The 18,622-nt window shown below is 44.9% G+C and carries 12 protein-coding genes; 3 read left to right on the top strand and 9 right to left on the bottom strand.

Features of this window, described 5'->3' with window-relative positions:
• Positions 1-56 precede the first annotated feature (56 nt).
• Positions 57-977, bottom strand: coding sequence for a glycosyltransferase family 2 protein (locus HYN49_RS09195; protein ID WP_108903835.1), 921 nt, complete (start codon positions 975-977; stop codon positions 57-59).
• A gap of 5 nt (positions 978-982) precedes the next feature.
• Positions 983-1,762, bottom strand: a complete 780-nt coding sequence (locus HYN49_RS09200; protein WP_108903836.1) for a glycosyltransferase family 2 protein — start codon at positions 1,760-1,762, stop codon at positions 983-985.
• A gap of 148 nt (positions 1,763-1,910) precedes the next feature.
• On the opposite strand from HYN49_RS09200, the gene HYN49_RS09205 reads away from it, so the two are divergent.
• Positions 1,911-2,735 (top strand): glycosyltransferase family 2 protein, encoded by an 825-nt coding sequence (locus HYN49_RS09205; RefSeq protein WP_108903837.1) that lies wholly within the window; start codon positions 1,911-1,913, stop codon positions 2,733-2,735.
• Here the strand turns inward: HYN49_RS09205 and HYN49_RS09210 are convergent.
• Together HYN49_RS09210 and HYN49_RS09220 are read right to left on the bottom strand one after the other, a co-directional pair.
• Positions 2,732-3,835, bottom strand: a complete 1,104-nt coding sequence (locus HYN49_RS09210) for a glycosyltransferase family 9 protein (protein WP_108903838.1) — start codon at positions 3,833-3,835, stop codon at positions 2,732-2,734. The two genes, HYN49_RS09205 and HYN49_RS09210, sit on opposite strands and share 4 nt — an antisense overlap.
• Positions 3,836-3,973: 138 nt before the next feature.
• A complete protein-coding gene (locus HYN49_RS09220; protein WP_108905016.1) occupies positions 3,974-4,789 on the bottom strand; it encodes a 2,3,4,5-tetrahydropyridine-2,6-dicarboxylate N-succinyltransferase in 816 nt (271 codons plus the stop codon).
• 162 nt (positions 4,790-4,951) lie between these two features.
• On the opposite strand from HYN49_RS09220, the gene HYN49_RS09225 reads away from it, so the two are divergent.
• Both HYN49_RS09225 and HYN49_RS09230 read left to right on the top strand, forming a co-directional pair.
• Positions 4,952-5,479, top strand: a complete 528-nt coding sequence (locus HYN49_RS09225) for an SRPBCC family protein (RefSeq protein ID WP_108903840.1) — start codon at positions 4,952-4,954, stop codon at positions 5,477-5,479.
• Between the two features lie 143 nt (positions 5,480-5,622).
• The gene (locus tag HYN49_RS09230; protein ID WP_108903841.1) at positions 5,623-6,723 is read left to right on the top strand and encodes an acyltransferase family protein; all 1,101 of its coding nucleotides are present in this window, start codon (positions 5,623-5,625) and stop codon (positions 6,721-6,723) included.
• A 6-nt stretch (positions 6,724-6,729) separates the two neighbouring features.
• Here the strand turns inward: HYN49_RS09230 and HYN49_RS09235 are convergent, their stop codons facing one another.
• Genes HYN49_RS09235 through HYN49_RS09255 form a run of 5 tightly spaced genes read right to left on the bottom strand, consistent with a single transcriptional unit; the run spans position 6,730 to position 18,331 of the window.
• A complete protein-coding gene (locus HYN49_RS09235) occupies positions 6,730-9,183 on the bottom strand; it encodes a T9SS type B sorting domain-containing protein (protein ID WP_108903842.1) in 2,454 nt (817 codons plus the stop codon).
• An 8-nt stretch (positions 9,184-9,191) separates the two neighbouring features.
• Positions 9,192-14,270, bottom strand: a complete 5,079-nt coding sequence (locus HYN49_RS09240) for a T9SS type B sorting domain-containing protein (protein ID WP_108903843.1) — start codon at positions 14,268-14,270, stop codon at positions 9,192-9,194.
• A 30-nt stretch (positions 14,271-14,300) separates the two neighbouring features.
• A complete protein-coding gene (locus tag HYN49_RS09245; protein ID WP_108903844.1) occupies positions 14,301-16,601 on the bottom strand; it encodes a T9SS type B sorting domain-containing protein in 2,301 nt (766 codons plus the stop codon).
• A 16-nt stretch (positions 16,602-16,617) separates the two neighbouring features.
• Positions 16,618-17,430: an ABC transporter permease gene (locus HYN49_RS09250; protein WP_108903845.1), complete on the bottom strand. Its 813-nt coding sequence runs from the start codon at positions 17,428-17,430 to the stop codon at positions 16,618-16,620.
• Position 17,431: 1 nt separating this feature from the next.
• On the bottom strand, positions 17,432-18,331 hold the full coding sequence (locus HYN49_RS09255; RefSeq protein WP_108903846.1) for an ABC transporter ATP-binding protein: 900 nt from the start codon (positions 18,329-18,331) through the stop codon (positions 17,432-17,434).
• Between the last annotated feature and the right edge of the window lie 291 nt (positions 18,332-18,622).

Genomic DNA, 18,622 nt, shown 5'->3' on the forward strand with positions numbered 1-18,622 from the left:
GACTGCGAATTTACGATAAAAATTCCTTTAAGAAATTGTAAACCACTGCAGTTTTTTTATGGCTGGATCTTCTGCTGGTGCCTGATGGAGGAGGCCATAGGCGGACCGAGCGCAATCAATTTGAACAGCAGCCTGAAGTGCTTTGGATTGAAAATGGATTTGAACAGAAAGATTAAAATGAAAAAAGCCTTTAGCAGCGCATAACTGAAGAAGCCATGGTTTTTGCGGACGATATAAAGATGTGAAATCTTAAGCTCGATCTTTTTTGTATACCCTAAATTGGTGCTTGCACCGTTAATGTGCACATAATCGATGGAAGGGAAGAAAATTGTCTTAAGGTTGTGGTTGAGCAGCCTTTTGCAGATGTCCATTTCTTCAAAATACAGGAAAATATTGGTATCGAATCCGCCGATAGCGTTGAAATGCGCGGCTTTAAAAAGCATGAAACTGCCTACGACATAATCGGTCTGGACGGGTTCCGTATACACTTTATGGCGTTTTGCTTTGGTAGGATTGAGTTTTTCATAAAGCCAATACCCGAAAAACCTGTTGCTGAACGTATCGAAATGCCCGAAAGCCACCTGTGTCCGTTTATCAGCAAAAACAGGCTGTATGCCCATAACGCCGGTATCAGGATGCGCATCGAAATATTGGAAAAGCGGGGTGAAAGAATCGGCGGTCAGCTCGACATCATTGTTGATGAAGGCAAGGTAATTTCCGGATGCAAACTGTACCCCGAACATATTCCCCGAAGCAAAACCGGTATTGATCCTGCTGCGGATCAGTCGGATTTTGTCATTGTGGAGCGCATCCAGTTTCTGCTGCAGATCGAGGAAATCCTCTTTTTTAGAGGCATTGTCAACCACAATGATTTCGTAGCTGATTTCCATTGGCGTAGTCTCCATAATCGAAACGACGCAATTGTAAGTCAAAAGCGACGTGTTGTAATTGATTATGACTATGGAAACATCGATCATGTTTTTTATTTTGGAGCGCTTTGGTACAGCCGCCTTAATTCCTTGTAGCGATGGGACACGCTGAGTGCGTTCAGGTAGCAGATGATAATCCCCTTCTTGCCGTCAAGTATGCCAAGCCTTACCAGATACTGGTACAGGAAGTTGTAAGCGGAATGCCCGAAATAATGAAAAATGGTCGGCTTGAATCCTGAACGGAATTTCTCCATGGCTTTCAGTTTTCCGTAGGCGATCATCTTCGTTTTATAAGATTCATAATCCGCATAAGAATAATGGATCAGCTTATTTTTGAACACGGCAATGCGTCCGTTGACATCCAGTTTTTCATGTACGAGCCTCTTGGCCGTGTAACGAGCCTTGTCTTTCCGGAAGAGCCTGAAAATCCGGTCAGTCTGCCATCCGCTGAAATGCAGTTGTTGCTGTTTGAAAAAGAATTTGCGGTAAAACAGGTAGGCGCTGATGTCGCTGTCATTGCGTTTTACGGTATCGATGATTTCCTGTTTGAGTTCTGGCGTGAGCCGCTCATCGGCATCGATAAAAAGGATCCAGTCATTTTTTGCCTGGCTGATGGCAAAATTGCGCTGGCTCGTAAAATTCTCAAATTTATTTTCAATAAACCGAACGTTCGGGAAAGATTCCGAAATGGCTTTTGTCTTGTCTGTACTATAGGAATCCACTACGATTACTTCTTCTGCGAAGTCGAGGTCACTTAACAATTCCTTCATGTGTACCTCTTCATTTAACGTGATGATAAGAACCGATATGTTGGCTTGCGGCTTAAATTCCATTCAATATTAAATATTCAACAAATATAATTTATTTACTATTTTTGCAAAGGTTTAATTCAAAAAAAACTCAAATTTACCGGATTTTGAGTCTTAAACGGAATTTGTGTATATTCGTTTCCGAAAAATCAAAAGCCAACTACGCCAGCCCATGAAGATAACCGTTGTCATAAGTACTTACAATGCAGAGAAATGGCTTGAAAAAGTCCTGATAGGCTACAGCAACCAGTCTTACCGTGATTTTGAAGTGATTGTGGCAGATGACGGTTCAAGGGAATCTACTAAAAACCTGATTGAGGGTTATGCACAGACTTACCCCGTCCCGCTCAGGCACCTCTGGCATGAGGATAAAGGCTACCGCAGGCAGGAAATCCTCAATATTGCGATTATGCAGGCGGCAAATGAATACATTATTATGACCGATGGCGATTGTATTCCGCGCAAGGATTTTGTCGCCGTACATGCAGCATATGCTGAAAAAGGGCGTTTCCTTTCCGGCGGTTACTGCAAGTTAAATATGCAGGTGAGCGAAGAAATCACCGGGGACGATATTCTTTCAGGGCGTTGTTTTAATGTAAAATGGCTTAAGACGAAAGGCAAGCTGGGCTTTTCGCAAACGCTGAAATTGTCTTCCAACGGTCTTCTGGGCAACATCCTCGATACCGTTACGCCAACAAATCCTTCGTTCAATAATTGCAATTCTTCAGGTTTTCGTGAGGACATGATTGCGATTAACGGTTATGACGAGCGTATGAAATATGGCGGCCCCGATCGTGAATTCGGGGAAAGGCTTGAAAATTTCGGTGTAAAGGGATTGCAGATCCGCCACAAAGCCGTGTGCCTGCACCTCGACCATGCGCGAAGTTATAAAACGCCGGAATCTTTGGCGGCAAACTTAGCCATCCGTAAAGAAGTGAAGGAGAAAAAACTTTCCTGGTCTCCTTTCGGCATCATCAAAGGCGAAAAAACCGCTTAAAAACCAGACAGGTATTTATCTAATACAGGTATAATCAACTCAGGGGAATATTCCTGGTACAATTCCATGGCCTGCTTTTTCATGTCCTTGGGAGATTTTTCGCCGTACAATTCAGGCTTAAAATCTTTAAGATGTACTGAAACATTGATTTTTCCATCTTCAAACGAGCTCCACGCTTCCTTTTTGATCCAGGTGGAAAAAATGGTAAACGTAGGGATATTGATGGCCTTCGCCATGTTTACCGCACCGCCTTCGTTGCCAATCAAAGCTTTGCAATGATAAGTGATGGAAAGAAATTCGCGGATGCTTCCGGGAACCACATCCAGCCGTATTTTTTGCTGTGTTTCCGGCAGGCACAAGCCGTAGATGGTTTTCGCCTGCTGGGTTTGTGACGGCATGTAATTGAACAATAAAGTGGCACCGGTTTTTTTAACCATGTAATCCAGCAATTTCGCCATGAATGGGAAAGGGTAGGTTTTGTTATTGCCGCTTCCGAGTGCTCCAATCATGATGATATTGTCTGCCATGTTGATGTGGTGCCGTTTCAATATCGCTTTGCCATTTTCAATTTCAGCATCGGTAAGCCAGATTTTTGGTTTAATGTCTGCTGCTGCAGTCGAAGGTTTCAGGAGATTGAGCAGGTTGATGCGGTTTTCCAAAGCCGTGCCTGCGTTGGTAAGTGGTGCTGGGATTTCCTTAACTGTATCGGTATAAAGGAAACGCGTATATTTTTTGTAAAAGCCTAATTTCACTTTCGCACCGGAAAATAAAACGATGAGGTTGCTTTCCGTTTTTCCGTAAGCATCAATCACCACATCATATTTTTGTTTACGCAGGTGCATCGCAAAACGGAACAATGCCATTTTGCTTTTCCGGTATTTATCATCAAACAGGATTACATTGTCGATGTTCGGATTATTAAGGATTACCGCCTGTGTAAACGGATAAACAAGATAATCCACCTGGGCTTCAGGATAGCGTTGCCTCAGGTTATTGCAGATGATACTCGTAGCGAGTACATCGCCAATCATTTTCTGCTGGATGACGAGGAATTTTTTTTGAAGTTGCTGAGTTGCTGAGTTGCTGAGTTGCTGAGCCATCTGTATCTTAATAAAGGTTTAAAAAGTATTTTGAATTGTTTAGAAAGTTAATTTTGCACTCAGCCACTCAGCCACTCAGCCACTCAGCCACTCAGCCACTCAGCCACTCAGCCACTCAGCCACTCAGCCACTCAGCCACTAAACCGCCACATCATACTCCCGAAGCGCGTCGTTCAAACTCGTTTTCAAATCGGTTGAGGGTTTTCTTTTCCCAATGATCAGGGCGCACGGCACCTGGTATTCGCCTGCTGCAAATTTCTTCGTATAACTGCCCGGGATCACTACGGATTTGGCAGGGACCACGCCTTTCATCTCAACGGGTGACACCCCGGTTACATCGATGATTTTGGTGGAAGCTGTAAGACATACATTGGCACCTAAAACCGCTTCCGTTTCTACACGGACACCTTCTACGACAATGCAACGCGACCCGATAAAAGCACCGTCTTCGATGATTACGGGAGCAGCTTGTAAAGGTTCCAATACCCCTCCGATACCGACGCCTCCACTCAAATGTACGTTTTTCCCTATCTGTGCACAGCTTCCCACTGTGGCCCAGGTATCGACCATCGTGCCTTCATCAACATAAGCACCGATGTTTACATAACTTGGCATCAGGATAACGCCTTTGGAAATATAAGCACCGTGCCTTGCTACCGCATTAGGGACTACACGGATGCCTTTTTCCGCATAATTCCGCTTCAACGGGATTTTATCATGATATTCGAAAATCCCGGCTTCGAGCGTTTCCATTTTCTGGATTGGGAAATACATGACGACCGCCTTTTTAACCCATTCATTTACCTGCCAGCCATGGGCAACAGGCTCGGCAACGCGTAATTTTCCGGTGTCAAGCAATTCAATCACTTCGCGGATGGCGGCAGTGGTTTCGGTATTCTGTAATAAGGAGCGGTCATTCCAGGCAGTTTCGATAATGGTTTGGAGGGAGATCATTTTTTTGTTGGTTAAAAGTTTCACGTACAAGGTACCGGATAAGGGCCCAAAGTTAAATAAAAATGGCGCTAATTGATATTCCAGAGCTGCAAATTGAACCCTGTAACTTGTACCCTGCACCTTTTTTACTATTTTAGTATCATTAACCAACAACAAATCATTATGAAAATACTGAAGAAAATTTTAATTGCAATCGTGGCCCTTATTGTGTTGCTGCTGATCGTGGCCCTCTTTCTTCCGGAAGAATATACGGTAAGCCGCTCTGCTGAAATCAACCGCCCGAAACAGGAAGTGTTCGATTATGTAAAATCACTGAAAAACCAGGAACAATACAGTGTTTGGGTAATGGAAGACCCGAAAATCCAGATGACTTATACAGGAGTTGATGGTACTGTGGGCGCATCATCTGCATGGAAAAGCGAGAAAATGGGCGAAGGCAGCCAGACCATTGCAGCCATCAGCGACAACAGGATTGATGTCGACCTGAATTTCATCAAGCCCATGACCGACCAGGCCAAAGCGTCGATGGTTGTGGAGGGAGCAGGAGGTGAAAAATCCAAGGTTACCTGTACGTTTTATGGGAAGGCGGCTTACCCGATGGGAAGGCTTTCCTCTATTATAGGAAGATATTTCGTAGGTGATGCGTATGAAAAGAACCTAGCAAACGTTAAAAAGAATCTTGAGAAATAATACCAAAGGCAGGCCATAAACCTGCCTTTTTCTATAGCATGAATGGCTTACTTTAGTACCCTGAAGTGAATTTATTGGATAAAATAAACCTGACTGGGAGTGAAATATCCTAATTTTAAATAACAAGCAAACAATACCTGAAATTGCCGGATCCTACAGAAAATAATACAGCAAGACATAAAATATTAAGCCTGGACGCAATGCGGGGTGCCCTCGCGCTGATGGTGCTCATCAGTCATGTCAATCTGATCCGGTTGTATTTCCGCGGAAACCAGGTATACAATAATCCTGCGGTATATCACTTGGGGCGTGTGGCGCTGGTCGGATTTTTCGTGCTCAGTGGCTACCTGATCACCTTTACGATTTTAAGGCGGATGGAAAGTGGGCAATGGCATTTGCGTGGGTTTTACAGGGCAAGGATTTTCCGCATCTGGCCGTTGTATTATACGGTTATATTACTTGCCATATTCGTATTGCCACACATCGATGCACTGCATTTTACGATGCCGCCTTCAGTTATAAATGCGCATGATGCGCCTGAATATTATGCGTATTATTTCTTCTTCCTGCCGCAGATACCATCGTTCCAAAGGGTAATATTGCCTTTTGCAGAGCCTACGTGGTCCATCGGCGTAGAGGAAATATTTTATTTGGTGATACCCTTGGCTGTACTTTTGGCAAAAAGAAAACTGACACTCCTGCTGTATGTCTTCATTATTTTATTCGTAGCCATAAAATACGCTTGCGTATTATTCCCGGGTTTTTCAGGAAAATTTCTTTACAAGCTGATGCATTTTTACCGTTATGACTGCATTGCTTTGGGATGCCTTGCCGGTGTAATGCATTTTAACAACAGCAAATGGTTTACAAGGATTGGCGCAAAGCATTTGCTCATGGCCGGAATTCCGATATTACTTTATTTTTTCCGGATGGAGCGCAAAAGTCTGGAATATTTCCCTTTTGCCATTTACTTTGTGATGATCATCGCTTTTTTGGTCAATAAAAACCATGTAATTAAAAGTCCGAAATGGCTCGTTTATTTAGGAACGGTTTCCTACAGTTTTTACCTTACCCATGAGATAGCGATTGTTTTCCTTGTCAATAAAGGGGTTGATGACATTTCGATGCCACTCATGTATGTACTTTCGTTGATGAGTACCCTGGGCCTTGCCTCGGTTTTTTATTTTGCGGTGGAAAAGCCTTTTATGAAATGGCGTGAAAAACTGGAAGCAAAACCTGTGTAATATTCTTTATCTTTTTAAGGCAAAATGGCCTTTGATAATGCGTCCGTCTTCCAGGTTCAGGACATACCAGTAATCGTCTGAAGGTAAGGGCTGGCCAAGGAAAGTTCCATCCCATCCGCCTGTGTCATGCCTTGCAATTTCCTTGATGAATTTACCGAAACGGTCGAATATCAACACATTGGTTTCTTTATTGAAAACCACATCTACGCCATCAATACGCCAGAAATCATGAATTCCATCGCCATTCGGGGTAAAGTACTGCGGAATCCCGAGTACGGCAATCAGCCTTGAAACGGTGCCACAGCCGTTTTCGTCTTTTACATATACCGTATGGATTCCCGGAGCGACGTTATCAAAGAAATTTGACTCCTGGAACGATCCGAATTCGTCGTCCATGCTGTATGCATAATTCCCGATGCTGCCAGGAGTCAGGTTTACGGTAACAGTATTGGTTTCGAAAGTGATATCCTGTATGTCAATTGATTCAATTGTCGCATCCACCGAGGGAAAAACCTCTACGGTACGCACCTTCCGGCATCCGGTGGGCTTGATTACAGTCACTTTGTAAGTCCCTGGATGATTGACCTGTACGGAATACGTATTCATATGAAACGGAATCCCATTATATTCCCAGAGATATTCATAATCGCCAAAAAACGGGTCCAGTACCGCGGCATCAATCGTGATGAATTCATCAGGTTTATTGGAACACACAAAGTCATTGCCGTCGCTTTGTACCACAATATTGGGCAGTGTATTGACAACCAGGCGAATGCGTCTGATGATATTGCAATCCAGGTCACCGTCATTGATCCTGGCGTACACGAAGGACAGGTAAGCTTCCGGATTGGGAAAAGCGCTGGTGTTGCTGATCGGGTTTTCCTGCAGCAGCGCTTCATCCGAAGTATTGTAATAAGCGAGTGTCTGCCCGTTCACCGGGGCAATATTACTGTCGTTTAGGTCGAATGTCGTAAAGCCGTTTTCCTGCCCCTGAATGTCGCAGGCGTTTAATATGATGTCTGGCTGGATCTCATCAGTATTGCCATGGAGTACCAATGTGGAATAGGATATACAGCCCGTTTGCGGATTGGTTTGCATGACGACAACAGGCTGGGGATTGGTAGTATTTGTATAAAAAGCGGGCAAAGGATCATTATTTTGCACGTCAGTCATACTGGCAAAATACTGCACAGTAATGCCGGGATTCGGAGTGGTGAACAAACCATCGGCCCTTTGCAATTCGAAAACGGTGATGCCGTCAGGATGATCTTCAAAATCACATTGAAAAAAGTGCCCGGTGATTTTCTGCGGCAGCGGATTTACGATAAGTTGTATTTCAGCAGTGCTGGTGCAGGGTCCTTTTATCGCTTTGATGATGACTGTCTGCATGTTGGGCACCGTGTTATAAAAAGATTGCGGCAACGGATTTTGGTTGTTGTCGGCGTCAGTCTGGTTTCGGTAATATTTGATATCATAGCCGTTGAGGTCATTTCCTGCGAAAACGTCCTGCGTTACCTGATCAAGATTAAAAAATGCCTGACCGTTGCCATCATCATTATCCCCGTTTGTATTATCGCAGATGGCAGATTCGGTTACCGGAAATTCAATATTATTTACTGAAATGATAAACTCAGAATTGTTGAAACAGTGCGTGGTATTGTTTTCAATACGTGCGTAGATGGTTTGCGGGTTTTGTGTATTTATGAAATTACCTGTATTGGCAATGGCATTGGAGCCTACCAAAGCATCGTTTTGCGTGATATGGTAAGTGACAGCGACGTTCGACTGATTTCCTGTAATTAATGGCGTGTTCGCGGACAGGTTAAATGGCGTGGAATCATCATTTGTGCCATCGACATCACATTTTTTGATATCCAATGAAGTAACGCCCGTGGGCAGATCAAAAGTAGGCGGGTCGAAAAAACCAGCCGTTCCCGTCCATTCAATTGAAAAATTACTGATACCTACAGGCCTGTCCACAATAAGGTAATATGTGTCGCCTGCGGTCACGTCGAGCATGCTTAAAAAACTGTTCCCATCTTCTCCGGGGCCTTCGGACACGTCAGTTTCGGTGCTGTTAAGTCCGGTATGGTTGTTTGCCTGCTGCGTTGCCAGGGGATTGGTAGTGGAGCATCTTTGGATGGTCCCCAGGTTATTGCAGGTCGCATTTGGCCCGAACATAAAAAAATCAAAATCCTCAGTAATGTCATCGCTTTCCGGAATCAATGTAAAGCCAAGTGTTCCGGTGGTAGCGATATCGAGCCTGAGCCAGATAGTGTTGTTTTCGCTGCTGCCGCAGGTAATGCCGTTATTGAGCTCCTGTACGCCAATACCCGTCACCGTTAATCCGCTGAAACCGGAATTTCCACATACTACTATGGCTTCCACGCAATCGCTTTGTGAAAAAGAAAGCTGGTAAAAGAATAATAAAACGATCAGCTGTAAGTAATGATGTTTCATAAGCGCGATTATCGTTTGAGTGCAAAATGGCCTCTTGCCGTGCGGCCGTCATCGAGTTTCAGCAGGAACCAATAATCATCGGCGGGCAGCGGGTTTCCATTGTATATACCGTCCCAGCCCATATCAGCACCCGAGGGGATTTCCGTGAGTAATTTACCATAACGGTCAAAAATATAAACGATGGAATTTTTATGGTAAAGCGCATTCATTCCCTTTATTTTCCAGTAATCATTATAACCGTCGCCGTTCGGCGTGAAGAAAGCTGGTGCACCTACTACGGCTACGGTTTTAGTTGCCATTCCGCAACCATTTTTATCATTGACAAAAACCTCATGTAATCCCGGTGTCACATTGTCAAAATAAGCGCTGTCCTGGAACGGCCCTACAGGATTGTCAAGGCTGTATTGATAATTTCCAACCCCCGTGACATTAATGCTTATTGAATTCACATCGGAAAGGTCATCAATATCCACCGTAGTGATGGTTGCTGTTTGAGAATATTCGACCGTATTGGTCCTCGTCCTGGAACAGCCTGTAATTTTATTGATAATTTTGGTGGTGTATACGCCATCCTCGTCAACAGTAAGAAAGTCGATAATGGCATTTGGGATAAGGATGCCATTTCTTGCCCATTCATAGGCGTAACTGCCCGGATTGCCGTTTGCAAGCCCGGCGTACAGTGTGACGCTTTCATTGACAATGCCTGAGCAAATAATTTCCTCATTATCGTCAAGTATTTCAGGCAGTGGATTTACAGTGAAGGCAATCATGGTAGCATCTGCACAATCAGGATTCAACGGATTTTCCACTACAGCTCTCACGTTTTGTGTGCGGCTTTGGAAAGTAGGCGGCAACGGACTTGAAAGCGGCGTGCCATCTTCATCAAAATATTTTATGATGAATCCTGTCTGTCCCTGCAATAAATCCGATTCGATGGTGGTGGTATCAAACGCGACAATCCCATCGCTGTCGTCCGGGAGGTCATCACATTGCGCAGGAACAGTCACGGCATGTGCTACCGGCCTTGCATAGACTATAAAAGAAATGGTGCCTTCTTCAGTACAATGCCTGCCATTATCATTAGTGAGCACCACCCTGATGTTTTGGGTTGCTGTCCTGAAAGGATTCGGTAATGGACTCGGTAACGGATTGTTGTCCTGGTCAAAATAGGCCACACTTACATCTGCCTGTCCGTTCAATATCGCATCCTGCAGTCCTGCCGTCTGGAAATCGTGATCAATAATAGCATCCGACACATCACGGTCACATTCTTTTTGTAACGGCACCGCATGAAACAGTGGTAGTGCCTCAACAGTCAGTGTGATATAGGGACCAAGCCCGAAACAGGCGTTGTCGGCATTACTGTCGATACGCACCCAGATGAACTGCTGGTTTGGATAGCCAGTATTACGGTAATTGGAAACATCATTGATGGCCAATGCATTTCCTGCAGCATCGTTTTCCTGCAAGGCATCAGCCTCGTTTTTGTAATATTTGATGGTATAATTGCTGCCGTTGCCTAAAATAGCATTGATATCAGCCGTAACTGAACTGAAGTTAAATCCTGTAATGCCATCGTGGTCATCATTTAACACATCTAAAAAATCGTCACATTCTGAAAACGACCTGGAAAAACCGGCAGGTATTTGTGTGGCTGATACGATAAGGTCAATGCGTGTCACATTATAACAGCCATCATTGTTTGTAATGCGCACCCAAACCGTATTGCCGTTACTATTATTATAAACGGTCTCGTTGGTGATCTGTTCGCTGACATCATTGGTCTCTGCACCATTTTGGGTGGTGAAATAAGCAAAAGTTTCATTTGCCGCATTGGCAGAAATCTGGCTTTCCTTTTGCCTGAGATTGAAATCCGAAAGATTGTCCAGGTCATCATCACATTGGACTAAAGTTATTGAAGCTGCTACGACGGGCCTCGCCAATACCGTAAGTGTAGCCAATGCAGAAACCAGGCCGCAACTGTTGCCGTCCTTTTGGAGCAGCACGCGATAATGGTTGCCTGACATGGATGGCGTGAGCATGGAAACCGTCAGCGAAGCGGTGTCAACGCCGGAATATTGGGTATTGTTTACAAGATCCGTAAAACCTGCTTCATTTGAGCCGACCTGCCATTTATAGCCGTTGACCGTATTGGTGTCAATCGTAAAAGTAACCTGTTGGGCTTCACAACCAGTCTGGTTTATAGGTTGGGTGTTAATAATGATTGGCGCAGCGATAATGTAATTGTTGTTAGGCAACGCCGAATAGCCCGTTGCCGAAGTGACTTTGCCATTGGCCGGATTCACGGTAACCGGCGCAACTCCTAATCTTCCGTCGCCATCGCCATCGTTAAGCCCTGCTTCAATGACATCATTACAGCCATCCCCATCACTGTCTGCTGATAAAGAATCCGGGATATTGTCAATGCTGTCCGTATTGGCAATATTGAAATTCAGTATGCCACTGTCAGGCGCAGTTTCCAAAGCATCCAATAAGCCATTTATCCCGAATGCATTGCCGTCAATAACGCCGTCACGATTGGCATCGGTAGCATTTGAACCAGATTCCGTGACATCATAAATTCCGTCATTATCACTGTCGAGATCGTAAAAATCGGGTACATTGTCACCGTCGGTATCGAGTTGGCCAAGCCCGGGCTCGATAGTGTCGTTCATTCCATTATGGTTTTCATCGGTAATAATAGCGTTAATCGTAAGATTGCCCACAGCTTCAATGCTGTCCGGGATACCGTCATTGTCTGAATCGGAATCACTCCTATCTGCAATGCCATCGCCATCAGTGTCTTTTGGAAGGCATGGCAGGGATAAGCCGAATGTAGCTTTGGTATTTCCGGAATCGATGAGGTTCTTTTGGGTAAAAATCAATGACGTTACATCTTTTGCCCTGAATGAAAAAGTACCACTTCCTGCGGTGAGTGGCAAACTGCCATTAAGCCTGAAACGTACTTCAAATGATGAAAATTGTGTGATGCCACTTTCAAAAATCCCGTCATAATTCGTATCAACCAGCAATTGGTCATCAGGATTTAACAGCGTGATGGTCTTATCGGTTGATACCTGGAGTTTATATTCCCCATCCGGAGTAAGGAAGTCGTTAACATCTGCCGTGGCCGGATAGTCAAGTACTATGCTGGCCGGATTCGTAAAATTGAACTGTTCCGATGTGGTGTTTCCAATCCCGGCAACGGTTTCCATGATAAAACTTCCTGTGGCACTTCCGTTAAAAGGTGTTGGTACCTGGGGACCGGTAGCTGGGCCTGCGGAAAAGGAATATTGATTCATATAAGTCCCGACCTGTATTTGCCCTGTACTGGCAGGCGATAAATCCAGTGAGGCATTTCCGTCAGATTCGACACAATTGGAAATTCCGTCATTATCCAGGTCTACGTCGGCATTGTCATTGATGCCGTCGTTATCGCTGTCCGGTGCGCAGGAACTTACGGGGATTTTGTCCGAAATCAGTTCCGTATTACAAGCTGAAATCCCGGCTTTTACGTAATAAAATCCCGGAGCATCCGGAATATAAGTCCTGCCCGTAGCGCCATTAATGGCAACATCGTTAAAATACCATTGAAATTCGTCGAATGCAGTGAGGACATTGACAGACAGTTCGATATTCGGGATGCAGTTTGATGCCATGCTGGTATCCAGGTTCTTGAAAGCCACTTCGGGCTTGAACGTGAACCCTGAATAAAATCCACCGTAAGTTGCGGCACCGCTTGACCCGAAATAGGAAAGATATACCTGTTTCGTAGAATAGACCGAGATGTTACCCTGAAGTCCCTGGAAAGTATACGTCTCATAAGCTGTATTCCCAGGAACACTAAAAGGCCCGTTTGCAGTAATCCCCGGCGGCAAATCTGCGAATGAATATGTTTCGCCATTGATGATGAAACTCAGCGTGGCGCCAATTTCCGTCACAATATTCACCGTACCTATAAAGTCATTGAGGCTGCCGATCTGATTGATTAACGGGATATTATCAATCACCCTTGGGGTTTCACAACTCAGTGGCGGCAGGAAACACATATTCTGGTTGGCCTGGCTGATCTGGCCTCCCATTCCCTGATAAGCAAAAACGTTGTGTGATGTGCGTATATATAAATTGCCGTTAGGGCCATAATTAGCACCGTTTAATGAGAGATATTGTCCGGCATCGAGGGTAGCAGTTGGCGTTGGATCACCATTGAGGAACACCTCAGTATTGGGTTCGTTTGCAACGACAAGCGGCCGTTCCACAACATCTAGGCCATTTCCTTTGATGAAGATGTATTCGCTTCCGGTGCGTTCTGCCGAAACGATCTGGTCAAACCCGAGGTCAAGGTTCGAAGCATCTCCATCAGTACCGGCAATAGAACCGCAGTTTACGGCGATGGGTTTATTGGAACTGATCAATGTTCCGATCAAACCGTCGTCGTTGGCATTGTTCGGGCCCTGCACTGCGATGGTAAAACTTTCACCGCGGTTTAAAGTTACCGTTTGCGGGGTATTATTGAAGGTTTCATGGTTGATTAAGGTAATTCCGGTATTTGCGGGAGGAGGAGTGAAAGTGACTTCCGTGTTATTGTCTGTCGCCAATACGGAAGCAAAAGTGTAATGATTTTCATTGGTTGAAGGGATCAGGGTATTGATGAAAGCTCCTACCCGAAACTGCGTGCCGAGCGCCGCCAGTCCTTTTGAAACCAATCCGCCACCCTGAAAATTCATTGGTGTTGTGGTCATCCTGACCGTGACATAGACCTGGTCCTCGGCCTCGACGATATACCCTTTGTTCTGCATCACCGAATTTACGCTGAACGAACTCACCAAAAGTTGCGTATCGAATCCGGCACCGATATTGAATACGTAAGGATTGTCACGGGTTACGGTGCCATTGACCACTTCACCACCCAAAGCGATGATCCGGAAATTTACCGGTGTAAGGCTGGGGCAGGAAATATACATGAACTGCCCCTGGGGTTCCTGTGCATCAGAATTTGAAAGTGGTGGTATGTAATGTGTCTTACTGAATTGTGAAAAACAGTTTGCAGCCAGCAGCAGACACAAGAAAAACAACACTTTTTTCATAAGGATGCAAAGTTCAAATGTATGAAGTTTTTATCTTTTAAGGGCGAAATGCCCCCTGATAATACGATTTGTAATCGAAATTGAAAACCAGTAATCTGTTGAAGGCAAGGGTTTTGAGTTGAGCGTGCCGTCCCAACCGCTGCCATTGCCACTGAAGCCATAAACGACTTTGCCATAACGGTCGAAAATGATGACTTCCGATGACGGGTAAAGCCTCAGGAAAGGAATTTGCCAGTAATCATTCACGCCGTCGTTATTTGGCGTGAAGAATTTCGGATAATCCATTACGAAAATGGATTTTGTAGTGATTCCGCATTCATGCTTATCGTTAACATAAACCGTATATTCGCCAGATACTACATTGGTAAACATCGGATTATCAAAATAATGTTGTCCATCGAGTGAGTATTCATAATCGCCGGATCCACTCGCATTGATAAAGACGGTATTCTCATCGCCCCTGAAATCCTGAATGTCAACTGAATCAATAGTTGCTTTTTCTGAACCTGTTACAACAAATGTTTTTGTTGCTGTACAACCATTCGTATCGGTAACGGTTACGATGTAAGTGCCGGGCTGGTCTACATTGATTTTCCTTGTAGTGGAATTCGCCGTATCGTTCCAAGAATAAGAAGGAAATCCTGCCGGAGCTTCGAGCGGTATAGCGACTCCGTTGCACATAAAATCCACCATATCTTCCATTCCTGCTGTGGGGAAAATATTCACGGTGAGGTTTACAGGGATCAGCCCATAACAGTCGGGACCATTCGTGATGGCTGCCCAAATCTGTTGCTGGAATGCCTCGGTATTGTAATAATCATTGGAAAGTTCGTTCTGGCCCATAGCAGCATCCTGCGGATTCAGGTAATAGTTTACATCGAGGCCAGCAGGAAGCCCTGTTGTGATCCGTGGTGTCACTTCTGCTGGAAGGTTAAAGTGGTATAAACCGTCAGTGTCGTCATCACAGGTTTTAAACGGTGGCGGTACAGGCACAGTATTGTTCGCAATCTGAAGGTCGATTGGAACGGTTCCCGGACAGCCATATTGGTTTGCTATTTTGATATATACCGTTTTAGGCCCTGAAGTATAACTTTGCGGCGTCGTTATAAGATTCGTACCCGATGCATCTTCATAATAATTTATGAAACTGACATTCGGATTGTTATCCAAAATACGGTCGCTTGCCTTGTTCAGGTTAAAAATAGCCATACCATCATTGTTTTCGTCACATTGGAAAATACCGACCGTACTTTCGTCAAGCGGTGCGGCAAATTCAATTTTTATTTCTCCTGTAGATTTACAGGCGGTGGCATTCAGCGTAATCTCTACACTGTAGTCTCCATCCTGAAGAGGCTGAAATTGCGGATTGGTTGCTCCGGCAATGGCAATATTATTACGAAACCACTGATATGTGTTGTTTCCAGGCTCGGTAGCATCCAGGATTGCCGTGTTGCTTCCATCTGCACAAAGCGGATTCCCGTTTGCCATAGTGCGGTCTTCGCCAAGGTCTTTTTGCACCCTGAAGCTACCGCCACCCAAAAAAATAGCCGAATCATAACGGATGTTTTTAAAATCGGCGATAACCAGCTTGATATGGTATTTCACGTTCGGTGTCACAGCAGACTCTGCAGTCATTACCGCTGTCTGTCCATTGAAGTTGATAGGCGCATCCGGACCGTTGAATCCTCCAAAATAGCTTTCATTCATTGCAGGGCAACCCGGTGATGTGCCGTTCCCGACCTGTGGATGTATGTTTGTGACCAATACTGGTGTGTTCGTATTGGGAATCACAGCCAGATTCGTATAAGGCTCACTTAAATCCGCCGGCCTCAGAAGAAATGCAAATCCATCAGAGTATTGACAGGTGGCTGTGCCATGGTACTCTTCAGACGCAAAGATGTAATCAAAACTGATGTGGTTGCTTAACGGGGTAAAGTCGAATTCAAGTACGGTAGCGTTTTTCGTAGGTGTGGTCAGATTCAAAGCCTGTTCGAGATCTGTATCTCCAGCCCAGTCCGGAGAACCTTCATCAATAAGGTTGTTGTTGGGACCGGGGCTTCTGTTAGCCCTCGCGGTGCTCAATACGATTCCGTTTGCAAAAGGGAAACTGCTGCCGTTTCCGTTGAAAAAGGCATAACTGGTCTCTCCCGGATTAAATGTATCGCCGTTAACGGTAAAATTTTCAACATTGGCACAGGGACTATTGACCAGTACATCTTCTACAAGCTGCTGTGCAGTATAATGGTCATCAGTAGTAATATATTGTGCATCCGCAGTAGTTGCGAAGCCAATTAAGAGCCCGAGGGAAAGCGCTTTTCGTATATCATTCATAGCACCGGCAAAGATACTATAAATCTCTTTTTTGTAGTAATTTATATGATAATAATACAAAGATCACAATCCACGCAATGGCAATGAGCATGGTGCTTAAGTGGACGCCGTAATCACGCACGATGGCTGTGCCGTTGAGTTTCTCCAATTGCTGGTAAGCTTCGAGCCTGGTAAACGGTTGCCTGATAAGATTCGACATGGATTCCAGCGGTAAAAACAATGTCACGCTTTTAGGGATTGAAAAGGCATTGATGATAATCTGTTCAGCAATGGCCCAAACCACAAAAAATCCGATGGCAAAAGCAGAGCGCTTGATGAGCACGCCCAGGAATAAACAGAATGAAAAGAAAGCTGTGAGTTTGATAAGGTAAGCCGCGAGGTAATCCATTTCCGAAAATACGATTGATGGCTCATCATAAGAAGAGTAGGAATAGCCGAGCAGCAGCGTCACTATAAATATATATATCGTCGAAATCACTGCAAATAAAAGTACTGTCAGGAATTTTGATATGATGAATTCCTTTTTGGTCATCCCGTCAATCAGGTTTTGTTTCAGGGTTCCGTAGCTGTATTCATTGGAAATCATTGATACGATCACAATCGCCAGGAATATCTTTAAAACGGCTGCAACGTAAGTGTTGAAATGCCAGATATACGGGAAATTAAAAATCCCGATTTCGGCCGGGCGGATATCAATCCCGATAAAATTGAAATTGATTGTCGTAATCAACGCCAATGAGGTCAGCAGCACGAAGTAGGTAATGGTCAATATACGGCTGGAGCGGCTTTTCCAGATTTTCTGGAGCTCTATAGAAAGTAGTCTTTTCATGTTATTGTTTTTCGGCGGTTAATTCCAGGAATTGTTCTTCAAGGCTGTTTTTGCGCTTGTTCAGGTGGGTCAGCACAACGTTTTTCTGGAAAAGATAGCGGTTCAGGTCGTCGGCTTTCAAATCTTCTTTGAGATACACGATGACTTTTGATTCTTCCACAGCCGTTTTTGCTACGGATGGATGCTCAGAAAGCGCTTCGGTAAGCAACGATGTGTTTTCTGCCTGGAGCTCAAAAAAGCTTTCCTTTGAAGTCATGCCATCAACAGTGCCGGAATACAGGATTTCGCCTTTGCGCAACACCAGAACATGGGAACAGACTTTTTCGACTTCATCCAAAAGATGCGATGCCAGAAGGATTGTCGTTCCCGTTGCGGCAATCACACGGATGATTTCGCGGATTTGGTGGATGCCCTGCGGGTCGAGCCCGTTTGTGGGTTCATCAAGGATCAGGATTTCCGGATCGTTGAGCAGCGCCGAAGCGATGGCCAAACGCTGTTTCATACCGAGTGAAAAAGTGCTGAATTTACTGTCTTTTCGTTCCAGAAGCCCAACGAGTTCTAGTTTTTTATGGATGTTGTCGTACTTGACGCCCTTGATTTTGCAGACAAGCTTCAGGTTCTGTTCCGCAGTCATGTATGGATAGAAATTGGGGCGTTCGATGATCGCACCCACATGTTTGAGTGCTTCACTGTCTTTTAGCTTTCCGCCGAACCATTCGTAGTCACCGGAAGTTTTATTGACGACATTCAGCACAATGCCCAAAGTAGTCGACTTTCCGCTGCCATTGGGGCCGAGGATGCCATAGACATTGCCTTTTTGTATTTCGAGGGAGACATTTTTTACGGCTTTGACCTTGCCGTAATTTTTGTACAGGTTTTTAATGGATAGGATGGTTTCCAAATTGTTTCGGTTTTGTTAGGCGTAAGACGAAAGGTGGCGCGGTTTGTTACCGCGTTGTGAAAATTTTCTTAAATGTAGGGAAAATTTTGATTTGGACGAGTGCCCGCGCCAGGGATGGAAGCGGCAGCCCGGAGCCCGCAGGGCGAGGACTACAGCGGACAGCCCGGTCCCGTTGATGCGACGCAGGAAGCAACAACGGGAGGCGCCATGAAAAGTTTGCAGTAGGCACTTGCAGCAGGAGTTAGAACTCAGGCACGAGGTACTCCTGTACGAAAATAGAAAATGCGCTTC

It is taken from the genome of Flavobacterium pallidum, from assembly GCF_003097535.1.
Taxonomy (GTDB): Bacteria; Bacteroidota; Bacteroidia; order Flavobacteriales; family Flavobacteriaceae; genus Flavobacterium; species Flavobacterium pallidum.

Coding starts and splice junctions, on each gene's coding strand:
- HYN49_RS09195 (WP_108903835.1), bottom strand. CDS start 977: ATGATCGATGTTTCCATAGTCATAATCAATTACAACACGTCGCTTTTG.
- HYN49_RS09200 (WP_108903836.1), bottom strand. CDS start 1,762: ATGGAATTTAAGCCGCAAGCCAACATATCGGTTCTTATCATCACGTTA.
- HYN49_RS09205 (WP_108903837.1), top strand. CDS start 1,911: ATGAAGATAACCGTTGTCATAAGTACTTACAATGCAGAGAAATGGCTT.
- HYN49_RS09210 (WP_108903838.1), bottom strand. CDS start 3,835: ATGGCTCAGCAACTCAGCAACTCAGCAACTCAGCAACTTCAAAAAAAA.
- HYN49_RS09220 (WP_108905016.1), bottom strand. CDS start 4,789: ATGATCTCCCTCCAAACCATTATCGAAACTGCCTGGAATGACCGCTCC.
- HYN49_RS09225 (WP_108903840.1), top strand. CDS start 4,952: ATGAAAATACTGAAGAAAATTTTAATTGCAATCGTGGCCCTTATTGTG.
- HYN49_RS09235 (WP_108903842.1), bottom strand. CDS start 9,183: ATGAAACATCATTACTTACAGCTGATCGTTTTATTATTCTTTTACCAG.
- HYN49_RS09240 (WP_108903843.1), bottom strand. CDS start 14,270: ATGAAAAAAGTGTTGTTTTTCTTGTGTCTGCTGCTGGCTGCAAACTGT.
- HYN49_RS09245 (WP_108903844.1), bottom strand. CDS start 16,601: ATGAATGATATACGAAAAGCGCTTTCCCTCGGGCTCTTAATTGGCTTC.
- HYN49_RS09250 (WP_108903845.1), bottom strand. CDS start 17,430: ATGAAAAGACTACTTTCTATAGAGCTCCAGAAAATCTGGAAAAGCCGC.